This is a genomic window from Niastella koreensis GR20-10 (genome assembly GCF_000246855.1).
GTDB lineage: Bacteria > Bacteroidota > Bacteroidia > Chitinophagales > Chitinophagaceae > Niastella > Niastella koreensis.
The window spans coordinates 6796086-6808560 of the sequence record NC_016609.1; the positions used below are offsets into that span (position 1 = coordinate 6796086).

Annotated in this window: 14 protein-coding genes; 8 read left to right on the forward strand and 6 right to left on the reverse strand. The window is 44.1% G+C overall.

Annotated features, from left to right (window positions below; translation table 11 throughout):
• Position 1 precedes the first annotated feature (1 nt).
• Entirely contained in the window at positions 2–337 is a 336-nt protein-coding gene (locus NIAKO_RS26800; RefSeq protein ID WP_041347354.1) for a winged helix-turn-helix transcriptional regulator, read from the reverse strand.
• A gap of 89 nt (positions 338–426) precedes the next feature.
• Between NIAKO_RS26800 and NIAKO_RS26805 the strand changes: the two genes are divergently transcribed.
• The 4 genes from NIAKO_RS26805 to NIAKO_RS26820 all read left to right on the forward strand — a co-directional run bounded on the left by NIAKO_RS26805 (position 427) and on the right by NIAKO_RS26820 (position 3661).
• The gene (locus NIAKO_RS26805) at positions 427–1170 is read left to right on the forward strand and encodes a glucose 1-dehydrogenase (RefSeq protein WP_014221597.1); all 744 of its coding nucleotides are present in this window, start codon (positions 427–429) and stop codon (positions 1168–1170) included.
• A gap of 293 nt (positions 1171–1463) precedes the next feature.
• A complete protein-coding gene (locus tag NIAKO_RS26810; protein WP_014221598.1) occupies positions 1464–2333 on the forward strand; it encodes a hypothetical protein in 870 nt (289 codons plus the stop codon).
• A gap of 122 nt (positions 2334–2455) precedes the next feature.
• Positions 2456–2968: a hypothetical protein gene (locus NIAKO_RS26815; protein ID WP_014221599.1), complete on the forward strand. Its 513-nt coding sequence runs from the start codon at positions 2456–2458 to the stop codon at positions 2966–2968.
• Positions 2969–2989: 21 nt separating this feature from the next.
• Positions 2990–3661 (forward strand): hypothetical protein, encoded by a 672-nt coding sequence (locus NIAKO_RS26820; RefSeq protein WP_014221600.1) that lies wholly within the window; start codon positions 2990–2992, stop codon positions 3659–3661.
• 73 nt (positions 3662–3734) lie between these two features.
• Here NIAKO_RS26820 and NIAKO_RS26825 read toward each other — a convergent pair whose 3' ends face one another.
• The 4 genes from NIAKO_RS26825 to NIAKO_RS26840 form a co-directional block, all read right to left on the reverse strand.
• Entirely contained in the window at positions 3735–3914 is a 180-nt protein-coding gene (locus NIAKO_RS26825; RefSeq protein ID WP_014221601.1) for a hypothetical protein, read from the reverse strand.
• Between the two features lie 8 nt (positions 3915–3922).
• Complete coding sequence (locus NIAKO_RS26830) at positions 3923–4243, reverse strand: hypothetical protein (protein WP_014221602.1); 321 nt, start codon at positions 4241–4243, stop codon at positions 3923–3925.
• A 313-nt stretch (positions 4244–4556) separates the two neighbouring features.
• Positions 4557–5882: a citrate (Si)-synthase, eukaryotic gene (locus tag NIAKO_RS26835; protein WP_014221603.1), complete on the reverse strand. Its 1326-nt coding sequence runs from the start codon at positions 5880–5882 to the stop codon at positions 4557–4559.
• Between the two features lie 158 nt (positions 5883–6040).
• Positions 6041–7141 carry an LptF/LptG family permease gene (locus NIAKO_RS26840; protein WP_014221604.1) on the reverse strand — a complete coding sequence of 367 codons (1101 nt, stop codon included), beginning with the start codon at positions 7139–7141 and terminating at the stop codon, positions 6041–6043.
• 196 nt (positions 7142–7337) lie between these two features.
• On the opposite strand from NIAKO_RS26840, the gene NIAKO_RS26845 reads away from it, so the two are divergent.
• Positions 7338–8123 carry a carboxylesterase family protein gene (locus tag NIAKO_RS26845; RefSeq protein WP_014221605.1) on the forward strand — a complete coding sequence of 262 codons (786 nt, stop codon included), beginning with the start codon at positions 7338–7340 and terminating at the stop codon, positions 8121–8123.
• Positions 8124–8221: 98 nt separating this feature from the next.
• On the opposite strand, the gene tgt is transcribed toward NIAKO_RS26845, so the two are convergent.
• Positions 8222–9361 carry a tRNA guanosine(34) transglycosylase Tgt gene (tgt, locus tag NIAKO_RS26850; RefSeq protein WP_014221606.1) on the reverse strand — a complete coding sequence of 380 codons (1140 nt, stop codon included), beginning with the start codon at positions 9359–9361 and terminating at the stop codon, positions 8222–8224.
• Between the two features lie 417 nt (positions 9362–9778).
• On the opposite strand from tgt, the gene NIAKO_RS26855 reads away from it, so the two are divergent.
• The 3 genes from NIAKO_RS26855 to NIAKO_RS26865 all read left to right on the forward strand — a co-directional run bounded on the left by NIAKO_RS26855 (position 9779) and on the right by NIAKO_RS26865 (position 12246).
• Positions 9779–10807 carry a glycosyltransferase gene (locus NIAKO_RS26855; RefSeq protein WP_242675472.1) on the forward strand — a complete coding sequence of 343 codons (1029 nt, stop codon included), beginning with the start codon at positions 9779–9781 and terminating at the stop codon, positions 10805–10807.
• Positions 10777–11427: a 16S rRNA (guanine(527)-N(7))-methyltransferase RsmG gene (gene rsmG / locus NIAKO_RS26860; RefSeq protein WP_014221608.1), complete on the forward strand. Its 651-nt coding sequence runs from the start codon at positions 10777–10779 to the stop codon at positions 11425–11427. The genes NIAKO_RS26855 and rsmG overlap by 31 nt, the downstream gene beginning before the upstream one ends.
• 174 nt (positions 11428–11601) lie before the next feature.
• Entirely contained in the window at positions 11602–12246 is a 645-nt protein-coding gene (locus NIAKO_RS26865) for a response regulator (protein WP_014221609.1), read from the forward strand.
• The last annotated feature ends 229 nt before the right edge of the window (positions 12247–12475 follow it).

Sequence of the window (12475 nt, forward strand, 5' to 3'; positions counted from 1 at the left end):
ACTATTTATTTTTCTGAACGAACTTGCGGTGGTCCCTTCCCCAGTTTATCATTTCCATAATGATCTTGCCAAAGGTGCGGCAATATTCTGTAGGTTCATATTCAACCGTTACCGGCATATCGTCGTACACGGTTCTTTTAACCAGCTTGTTCAATTCCATTTCCTTCAACTCTTTCGACAGCATCCTGGTGGTAATGCCCGGGATGCTGCGTTCTATTTCCCTGAACCGCCGGTTGCCATTACACAATGAATTAATAACCGGGATACGCCATTTTCCCCCGATAAAATAAAGGGTATCCTGTAACGATTTTAACTCTTCTTCCTGGTCTCTTTTCATGCTTGTTAAAATATTTAACTGGTATACTCTATGATACTGGTTACAAAAGTATACCACTTACCTGATACTTTTGTATAAAATATTTAACTATGGAAAAGTTTAGTAATAAAGTGGCGATAGTAACCGGTGGAAACAGTGGCATTGGTTATGCAACCGCTAAGGAGCTGGTAGCACAGGGCGCCACCGTAATCATCACCGGACGGCGTAAAGAAGCCATTGAAAAAGCAGCAAAGGAGTTAGGCGCTATTCCTTTTGTAGCCGATCAGGCGAGTTTAACAGATATCGATGATCTGTACGAAGGCGTACAACAGAAGTTTGGGAAAGTTGATATCCTGTTTATCAACGCCGGCATTGTAGGTTCGCTTGCCCCGATAGAAAACATGAGTGAAGAAAATTTCGACAATGTAATGGGCATTAACTTCAAGGGAGCCTATTTTACCCTTAGTAAGTTTATTCCCCTGCTGCCCGAAGGCGCTTCGGTAGTGATTCTGTCGTCTATTGTAGCGGCTACGTATAATCCAAACAGTTCTGTTTACCAGGCCAGTAAAGCAGCCCTGAACTCCATAGCCAAAACCGCAGCAGCAGAGCTGGCGCCTAAAAAGATCAGGGTAAATATTGTAAGTCCCGGCCCAACCCGCACCGAAGTATTGAACAAAACCGGCATGGATGAAGCCACCGTAAACAACATTATGGACCATCTTACCAATACCATTCCACTTAAAAAGATCGGTACGGCGGAAGATGTAGCCAAACTGGTTACTTATTTAAGCGATGAAGGCGCTTCTTTTATTACAGGTTCTGAGTTTGTTATTGATGGCGGGATGACGTTATAGGAGTTTGTTAAACAGGTTCGCCGGCAGGTGAACCTGTTTGCATTTTAGGGGTTTATTTTGTAACATAGCAGTAACCAAGCCTTATATGAAAGTATTTACTTGCAACAAAAGTGAAGGCATAACCAATCAATAACACCATGAAAGTCCTCATCTTTGGCCCATCGGGCGCCGGTAAACATATGATTAGTAAGTGATCTTTTGAAAATATATTTGCTGCAAATGAAGCACGCTGTTCATGAAAAAATACCACCCAAATTGCTGATCGCAGATGTTTTAGAATACAATTAATATCCATGAAACCACCCCGCAACAAATACTACCTGCTGAACTATATTTTCCTTTTCTGCCTGGTAACCCTGGTAGTAAACGATCATTACTTAAAATACGAATATGGGAACTGGGTCACCGGCAAGCTCTCTGATATAGTTGGCATCATCCTATTGCCATTGCTACTCACCTGGTTATTTCCTTCGGCAAAAGAAAAATCAATTATAATAAGTGCGGCCCTGCTCATTTTCTGGAAATCGCCCTTCTCCCAGGGATTCATTGATTTTTACAATCGCTTTGCTATCATCCGAACATCGAGAGTTGTCGATTATACCGATCTGTTTGTGTTGTTGCTTTTACCCATTCCCTGGTTCCTCATTAAGCGAATTGATGATCTGCACCCAATTAAAATACACCGGGTTAATCCTGTTTTAATATTACTGCCAACCCTTGTTAGTTTAATGGCCGATGAGCCGCCCATCTACTATCGCTTTACAAGGACCAGGGGCAATTTGGAATGCCTGGGTTGCCATATCAACGTTAATTACAACCAGGATGAAATACTGGCCATGCTCAAAGAAGACGGTATCGTCTTTGACAAAATAACGCCGGCTTATTGGGAGGATTTTTCTTATGATTATGATAAGGATACTACATGGCGGATCCTTGAAGACCAAAACGGACATTATTATAAGTTAAACAGGCTGGTGATTGGCAAGGATACCTTGCGGGATATTGATTTTACCATGCGCACTTTCAGAAACAAAAGAACAAGAATATATTTTAATGGCATGAACGTTTCTGATGATATAAGCACCGGTTCGTTAATGAGGAAAGCGCGAAAGCGTTACAGAAGGCTTTTGTTCAGATTATTAACAGATCAACTAAAGGACTGAGGGGCTTATTTACGGCAAACTCGCATAATAATTATCCATAATACAATAGTAACGTTATGGATTTCCTCGCACAATCAGTATCTTACGCCCGATTTACCCGGTATCCTAACCTGATTTAAAAGATGAAAAGATTTGCTGTTATTCTGTTAACTGCGCTGGTGTTTGCTCATTGTACCGATAGCAACGGGGCAAAGGATAGCAAACCAAAACCCAGTACTCCTAAAAAAACCGACAAGAAGACGGTGAAACCCGCACCAACAACCCCTATTTTCACCGGTCCAAGATTGGAATTTCTTAAATCAATCCCCGGCTCTATCGATGGCTGTGGTGAATTTTTTACCTACGACACCTGCAAATTAAGCGACGAAAAGTATGTTTTCCTCTCTGACATGGGTGACTTCGCATTAATCAGGTTCAAAGGAAAAGATATTGAACTGAAAAAGAACAGGCGCGAGTCGAAGCAATTAACCGCCTTCAGTTCTGTAGAGGTTTACTATGCAGTAGGTTATAAAGTGATCGTTCGTAAGAAGGAAGAAAAGGTGGTGGATGCACTGTATACCTATTCCGGTACCATTCAGATTATCAATAAAAAAATAAAGACAACATTTAAAGTGCGGGGTGAAGGCGGGTGTTAGGTTGATTATAATACTACCGTTATGAAAAAAATGTTCTTCCTGGCGGGTATGGTCGCGCTGTTTAGCTGCGATCGGCCCAAACCCATACAATCAAAAGGTGGAATAGCGTATAACGGCCGGTTCAAAGGCCTGTTCGCCCAGTTTTTTAATATCGGGCTCGACACCCTGGAAGTTCATTCACCCGACACCGTTACCAGCGTATTCAATGGCCACAGCCTTGATAGCATAAGCGCGCAATTCTTTCCGGCAGAAATGGCGCAGCAACACAGCAGCGAGCACCCGGCTTTATTCCCGGTTTATAAATTCATGCTCGACAGCTCCCATATGGGTTTACTGATAAGAACTCCTTCGGAATACGAATCTTCTTCCATTAAAATGTTCCTGTGGGACAGAAGAAAAGACAGTCTTACCTCCTACATAGAACTGGCAGAGAACTGGGGCGATGCGGGTGATTATATGACTAAAACAAGCTGGCTGTTCAGAGACACCAGCAGCAGACATATTCAGGCTTTAATAGAAGTGTTCCAGGGCCACGACAACAGCGTTGATAACCCGAAAGACACCACCCGCGAAGAAGAACGCCTGTATTACCTGGTAGACTTTACAAAAACCGGCTTCGATACGGTGTTTGCCGACAAAAAACAATTGCCGGAACAATACAGCGAGCTGATTAAAAAAAGAACCAGGAATTAATTTTATAATAACAACGCTTCGAAATCCGAAATTCCCTCATACTTCGCCCTAACTACTACATTTCCCTGTGAACTTATAACCAATTCGCCTTTTTCGTTGATATAAGGGGGATCACTTCTTTTCCCTGCAGGTCAATACAGCCGAATTTATTAGACAGATTTACATTGGCCAGGTAAATGGTTTGCCGGGCAACTGATTGAAGGGATGTACTCATTAACAGTACACAGGTAAGTCTTGATACGGTTGGGTTCATGCCACAAATTACACATTCCCGGCAGCATCGGTATTTTCCCGCTGGCTTTTAAAATATTCTTTTATCAAGGCAGTATACAGTTTATTCCGCGTAACGTTCAGGCGTACCTGCGCGGCGCTGGCTAACGCCTCGTCGCCCATAATTCCTTTTGCCCTGAAATGAGCCTCATACATCTTCTCCTGCACCTGCAATTGTTTGGGGGTAAATACAACTTTACTCATATCGGGATACTTGCTTATGACGGTTTTGTCGCCATATTGCTTGAACACGATTTCCTGGTTCATCTGGCCCGAAAGCAGCTTTAACAATACGCTGTTACTTATTGCCATAAACAGTAGTTTTTGTATTATAAATATACTTAATAATATCTTTAAAAGTACTTTCATGGACCTCTTATCTTCAGGGTTTCTTAAGGTATTCCCAGGGTATTCCTAAGCTCATCCTAGGGTTTAAACCCTAAGATTACCCTGGGATGACCCTGGGATAACCTTAGGATGACCTAAGGATGGAAGGTAGTATAGACATGGTTGACAGGTTGACGAGGCTGACAAGTTATTTTAATTTTTAAGTCTAAAGCCTCTTCAAAACAAAAAGGCCTCACCTTTCGATGAAGCCTTCATATAATAAGAAGCTAAATATTAACTAATCGCCCCAAATCTCGTCTTTTCCATCCAGCCAGGCTTTTACCAGGTCGGTAGTTACTGACTTCGGACGCTCCAGTGCAAAGCCCAGCGCTCTGTCCCAGATAAGGCTGGCCAGTACACCCAGTGCGCGGCTTACGCCGAACAATACGGTGTAAAACTCATACTCCTTCATTCCATAGTGAACCAGCAGGGCGCCGCTGTGTGCATCCACATTTGGCCACGGGTTCTTTACCTTACCCAGTGATTCTAAAATTGGCGGAACGGTTTCATATACATTCCAAACAATTTGTACTAATGGATCGTCGGGGAAATGACGTTTTGCAAAATCCTGCTGGGCAGTAAAACGCGGGTCGGTTTTACGCAATACAGCGTGACCGTAACCGGGAACCACTTTACCTGAAGCAAGCGTGTTCTTTACGTATGTTTCTATCTGTCCTTTTGTAGGTACTTCTGTTTTCAGCTCCTGCTGCATTTCCATAATCCATTTCACTACTTCCTGGTTAGCCAGGCCGTGTAACGGACCTGCCAGGCCGTTCATACCTGCAGCCAGGCTCAGGTAAGGATCGCTTAAGGCAGAACCTACCAGGTGCGTAGTATGGGCCGATACGTTACCACCTTCATGATCGGCATGAATGGTCATGTATAAACGCATCAGTTCTTTAAAGCTTTCATCTTCAAAACCAAGCATATGCGCCAGGTTACCTGCCCAGTCGAGTAGGCCATTGGGTTGAATATGCTGGTTGTTGTGATATTTACGACGGTATATGTAAGCAGCTACGCGGGGTAAACGGGCAATCAGGTCCATAGAGTCGTCGAACACGGCATCCCAGTAGTCCTTTTTGTTCATGCCTTCTGCATAGCGGCGTTGGAAATTACTTTCGGTTTGCAGGGCCATAATACCCGTTACAAACATGGTCATGGGGTGAGCGGTTACAGGCAGGGCGTCGATAGCGGCAAATACGTGGTTGGGAACGTGTGAACGGCGCTGCCAGCTGCTGGTGATGTAAGCCACCGCTTCTTCATCGGGTAATTCGCCAATCAACATCAGGTAAAAGAGTCCTTCGGGCAAAGGCTCGGTTCCGCCATTGTGTTTTGGTAAAGCTTTTTGCAGTTCGGGGATCGAATAACCACGGAAGCGGATCCCTTCTTTCGCATCGAGCAATGAGGTTTCGGACACCAGGCCGGTGATTCCACGCATACCCTGATAAATCTGGGACAACTGAACTTCGCCGATCTTTTTGGAACCATTTTGCTTTAACAGTTCTTTTACCTCGGCTGCATGAGCTTCTGATTTTACCTTAAACCTATCTTTAAGAATTCCCATGATGCAGTATGATTATTTGTAAGTATATAATTATGAGGGAGAAACTTTGGCTAAAGTTATAACAAACCCTCTCTAAATAACAAAATTAATTCAGCAATGATTACTATTGAAATAAAGAACAATTGTTCGCTTATATTAATATTTTATTAATGCGTGGCTTATTTGGGTGCAATACGATACATCCAGATGGCAAAAATCGAAAATATTATATTGGGCGTCCAGGCCGCCAGCATGGGCGGAAAATTACCTTTGGTTGAAAAGGTAAGTGAGAATTTATCCATTACCACAAAGAAGGCCGCAGCAATAATGCCTATTGCCAGGTTGGTTCCACTTCCTCCACGGGTTTTACGCGACGATACCGCCACACCAATCAACGTGAGAATAAAGATAGAAGCTGGATTGGCATCGCGCCGGTACCGTTCTACTTTATAATCGTTCAACCCTTCTGCCCCGCGGCTCTCCTCGCTTTTTATATAGCGACTCAGTTCGGGGGTGGTCATTTTATCTTTGAGGTATTTGTCGAATTTGATCTCGCTTGGCTTCAGGTTTATCTTCAGGGTCATTTCGGGAATGACCTTGGTGATCTCCTTCACGCCTTCGATCTTTCGTTCTACCGCATTCTGCAATTTCCAGGTCTTTTTAGCCGTGTCCCATTTCAGGTAGTCGGCCCGCAGGTTATAAACCATTTTGTAACCATCCAGGCGGTCCATATAAAAATCGTTGGCCGATTTGGACGCGGTATCGTAATTACGCATGCCGGCAAACGTATGGGCATCTACCCTGAAATAAAAATTGCGGGTACGCTTGGCGGCCTCACCCTGCTCGTACGAGCTTTTGCTATCGATATAGGTTGCCTGAAAATTGGCGCGCAATACATTGGCTTTGGGCATCCAGTACTGGGTTGCCACCCAGAAAAGACCGCCCAGGAACAGGGCGCCAATAAAGTAAGGACGCAACATGCGGTTGAACCGTACGCCGCCCGCCAGGATGGCGATCAGCTCACTTTTACCCGCCATTTTTGAGGTAAAGAAAATAACCGCGATGAACACCATCAACGGAAAGATCATGGAGATGATGAAGGGAACAAAGCCTAAGTAGTACTGCATGATGATTTGTGAGGTTGATAAACCCGATTTCACAAAGTCATCTGCCTTTTCACTGGTATCGATCGCAACGGCAATTACCGAAAAAATCAGCACCATAAACACGGCGGTGGAAATAAACTTCTTTAATATGTACCAATCAATCTTTTTAATCATTCGGTAGCACGCAATGTACGGCGGGGCAAATGTAGCAGAAAAAGGGCAGAGTGCTAAGCCCGGGCATTAGTTCTTAGTTAAACTTTAGGAATCTGCTAAAATAGTATCTTGAGGGCAACTTAAAAACCTATTAACCTGCAACTGAAAACCGGAATGCCGGCTCTTTAAACTTTAAACTTAATAACGAAAATTCCATATGTACAAACTTGCATTTACTTTACTATTGATGCTTGCCATGACAAATTTGCCGGCCCAGTTTGAACAATCTTACCAAAAGAAAGAATTCATCAGCGGTGGCGATACGCTGCGCTATCGCATTATGTATCCGCTTAATTATGATGCCCATAAAAAATATCCGCTGGTGCTGTTCCTGCATGGGGCCGGCGAACGTGGTAATGATAATGAGGCCCAGTTAACCCATGGCGGTAAACTGTTTGCCGATTCTGTAATGCGGGAAAAATTCCCGGCCATTGTAGTGTTTCCGCAGTGCCCGCAGGAAGATTGGTGGGCACGCATTACCCACGATCCCAATAAAAAAGATTCCCTTGGCAGCTTTGGTTTCGTCAGCGATCAGCCTATTGGCAAAAGCCTTGGCCTTGTAAGCCAACTGCTCGATACCCTGGCAGCCAGTGGAACCATCAACACCCAAAAAATATACCTGGCCGGGCTGTCAATGGGTGGCATGGGCACCTTTGAACTGCTGTGGCGCAAACCCAACTTCTTTGCCGCAGCCATTCCTATTTGTGGCGGTGGCGATCCGCAAAAAGTAACCATTTACGCTAAGAAATTTCCCATCTGGATCTTCCATGGCGGAAGCGATCCCGTTGTTTCGGTAAGTAATTCACGCCTGATGAACAATGCCCTTAAAGCAGCCGGCGCCCGGGTAAAATATACCGAGTACCCCGGGGTTGGGCATAATAGCTGGGATAATGCTTTCGCAGAAGCAGATTTATTACCGTGGTTATTCAGTCAGAAAAAATAGGGAAAGAGCTTCAAGCTGTATTTGCCTGCGGCTTGCAACTTGCGGCTTGTAGCCTGTATTTGCTTACAGCTTTTGGCTTAAAGCTTACAGCTGCTTTCTTACAATCTCGTCTGCAACCTCACCACCATCTCATTCTTCCAGGAAACAAAATCTCCCTGTAGTATATGATGCCTTGCCTGGCGAACGAGCCATAAATAGAATGCGAGGTTATGTACGCTGGCGAGGGTGAGACCCAGGATCTCTTTTGACTTAACCAGGTGACGCAGATAGGCTTTTGAATAGTAGTTGCTCACCACACAGTCGATGCCGTCATCGAGGGGCGAGAAATCGGTCTCCCATTTTTTATTGTCGATATTGATAACGCCCTGCGAAGTAAACAGCATGGCATTACGGCCATTGCGGGTGGGCATAACACAGTCGAACATATCAACGCCAAGGGCAATACACTCCAGGATGTTCCAGGGGGTGCCCACGCCCATTAAATAACGGGGTTTGTGAACGGGTAAATTGTCGCAGCACAACCCGCACAGGTCATACAACATGTTATCGGGTTCGCCCACACTTAAGCCGCCAATGGCATTGCCTGTTGCCTCCTGGGAGGCAATGAATTCGCAGGAGGCTTTGCGCAGATCGGTATAGGTGCTTCCCTGTACAATAGGAAACAGGTTTTGAGTATACCCGTATTTATCAGGGGTTTCGTTAAAACGCTTGAAACAACGGTCCAGCCAGCGATGCGTCAGGTGCATCGACTTTTCGGCATATTGATAATCGCTGGGGTATGGCGGACATTCATCAAATGCCATGATGATGTCGGCGCCAATGTTGCGTTGTATATCCATTACCGATTCGGGTGTAAACAAATGCCGCGACCCATCGATATGTGACTGAAATAATACCCCTTCTTCTGTTATTTTCCGGGTGCCGGCCAGGGAAAACACCTGGTAGCCGCCGCTATCCGTTAAAATTGGCCGTTCCCAGCCATTAAAACGGTGTAAACCACCCGCTTTTTCCAGCACTTCAGTACCGGGGCGCAGGTATAAGTGATACGTATTTCCCAATATAATGCTCGCATTCACTTCTTCCTTCAACTGTTGCTGACTCACCGCCTTTACACTGCCTACCGTTCCTACCGGCATAAAGATGGGCGTGGCTATTTCACCATGATCGGTGACAATATGTCCTGCCCTGGCTTTTGTCTGGTTATCGGTATGTTGTAAAGTGAATTGTAATGCGGCCATTTTTATTTTATTGGGCTGCAAAGATAACCTGTTTCAAGTTCAAAGTTTTAAGTTTAAAGTCGTGCTTCCCGGTTTTGAGTTACAGGTTATTAGATTAAGTTTTTGAGTTCTGGGTTCTCTGTTTTGAGTTCGGAGTCCGGGTTGCCGCGTTGTGGCCTTTGCCCTTTGCCTTTCACACTACTGCCTACTGCCCATTGCCTGCTGCCTTTGAGCCACATTCCGTTAACAACTTCGAATTAAAATCCCATTAGTTTGTCCTATTTTCGTGCAAAACCTTCACGGACCGTGCCTAAATTATTTTCTCTTATGGGCGAGATACAAACGTTTTTGATAACCTGGTGGCCTTGGATTTTGTTTTCACTGTTTTGTCTGGTTATACTGATCCAGTTAATTTACTATATCGCATTTTTCCGGCGCGTGGCTTTTTTTAAACCTACTCTTAAAGAGAAATCGCAAACCCATGCGGTGAGCATTATTGTGTGCGCCCGTGACGAAGCAAATAATCTTACCAAATATTTACCGGGCGTGCTGGTACAAACCTACCCTTCCACGCATGAATTGATTGTGGTGAACCACAACAGCCAGGATGAAACCCGCTACCTGCTGGATGAATTTAAAAAGACCTTTAAAAACCTGCAGGCCATTAACCTGGAACAGGAAGCGCTGGGTATTCCCGGTAAAAAATACCCCCTGTCGATAGGAATTAAAGAAGCCAAACACGAAATATTATTACTTACCGATGCGGATTGTGTACCTGCTTCAGAATTCTGGTTACAAAAAATGCAGGACGCCTACCACGACGGTGTTGAAATAGTGCTGGGTTATGGCGCTTACAATAAAAAACCCGGTATCCTGAACAAGATCATTCGCTTTGAAACATTCCATTCGGCCCTGCAGTATATGTCGTATGCGCTTGCCGGTTTGCCGTATATGGGTGTGGGCAGAAACCTGTCGTATAAGCGCGAATTGTTCTTTCGCCAAAAAGGTTTTTCTTCCATCAACCATGTAGCCAGCGGCGATGATGACCTGTTCATTAACCAGGTAGCTACCAAACACAATGTGAATGTGGTGCTCGATCAGGAAGCTTTTACGCTGTCGGAACCCAAACGTAAGTTTAGCGATTGGATCCGCCAGAAGAACCGCCACTACAGTACCAGCAAATTCTACAAACCAGTTCATAAGTTTCTATTAGGATTATATTCCACTTCCCACTTTTTTCTGTACCCCCTGTTTGTATTGTGCCTGGTCTTTTTTGACTGGCGGTTAACACTGGGCGTTTTTGGCATCCGCTTTCTTTGGCAGGCGGTTGTATATTACAACGCAATGAAAAAGATGAATGAAAAGGATCTTTTTTACTGGTGGTGGATTTTAGATATCTGGATGTTCATACATTATTTCATCTTTGCTCCTTCAATATGGAGAAAGCCCAACAAAAACTGGAACTAATCACCAAATATTTCGGTGATTTCAGCCCTGTTCAGCTGCAACAATTCGCCGCTTTGGACGAACTGTACAATGACTGGAACAGCAAGATCAATGTTATTTCGCGTAAAGACATGGAAAGCCTGTACGAAAAGCACGTGCTGCACTCTTTGGCTATTGCCACTGCTTTTGAGTTCAGGCCCGGTTCAACCATTGTTGACCTGGGTACAGGTGGTGGTTTTCCGGGTATACCCCTGGCCATCTTTTTTCCCGAGGTAAAGTTTCTTCTTGTAGATAGTATCGGTAAAAAATTAAAGGTAGTGGATGCAGTAGCGGAAGCACTGGAACTAAAGAATGTAACCACCCGCCATACGCGAATTGAAGAGATCAAAGACAAAAAGTTTGACTTTGTTGTTTCCAGAGCCGTAGCACCATTGAAAGACCTGTGGCAATGGTCGAAGCCATTGCTGAAGAAAGCTCAACCCAACAGCGAAAATCAAAAACCCGGACTCATCTGTTTAAAGGGGGGAGATTTATCGCAGGAGATCTCAGAAAGCGGTTGCAGACCCAGGTTAATGGAAGTATTTGAGATCTTTGGTGAGGAATACTTCAAAGAGAAATATATGCTATATGTGTCTGTTTGATTAAAGCGAAGTTTTGTGAAAATAACTGGCCGTTGCAGGTTGCATGTTTCAGCATACCGCGTTAAACGTTAAGCGTTAAGCCTTAATGAGTAACATTCAGGGTTTTTATTTATACCTGGTAAAACTACCTTAAAGTGGTATTTTACGTTTCGGCAAAAAACTGAACTTTGTATCATGATGGATATTACTGTATGTATCGTTGACGATACAAAAGATATACGGTCTGCACTTGAACAGATTGTTACGATGTCGGAAGGATACCGGTTGCTGGGAAGTTGTGCTACAGCTGAAGAAGCGTTGGTAAGAATTCCCGAGCTTAAACCGCAGGTGGTGTTAATGGATATCAATCTCGGCGAAGGGGAAAGCGGGATAGATGTGGTGAGGCAGCTGAAAGCAGATTATCCTGAGATCCTGTTTATGATGTGTACAGTGTATGAGGATGATGAAAAGATCTTCGAGGCATTGAGCGCTGGCGCCAATGGATATATTTTGAAGAAAACAGCTCCACATAAATTACTGGAAGCCATTAGAGAACTACAGGAAGGCGGCGCGCCCATGAGCAGCCAGATAGCTCGTAAAGTAGTTCAGGCCTTTCAACAGAATAAAGCTGCCGCAGAAGCTACTGATAACACGCTCAGTGTTTTATCTAATCGCGAAAAAGAAATCCTGGAATTACTGGCTAAAGGCATGCTGTACAAGGAAATTGCAGCCAGCTTATTCATTAGCCAGGAAACGGTGCGCAAACACGTATATCACATATACGAAAAGCTTCATGTAAATAATCGTGTTGAAGCTATTAATAAGTTCTTTGGTCGTTAAACAGTAGGGGGTAAGATCGTATTAGCATTTTAGCACAACAAAAATTACCCACAAAGTAGTATTGTTTAAAATCTAATACGAACCTAGTTTTGCATCGGGTTGTCACATCAAATACTTACATGCCATTTTACCTTCCTGTGCTCTGTTTATCAATAACCTTATTTTGAAAGGGGGCCGTTCACTGTAGGACGGCCTTTTTTGTTAATGTGATAATTTGCTAATGTGCTGA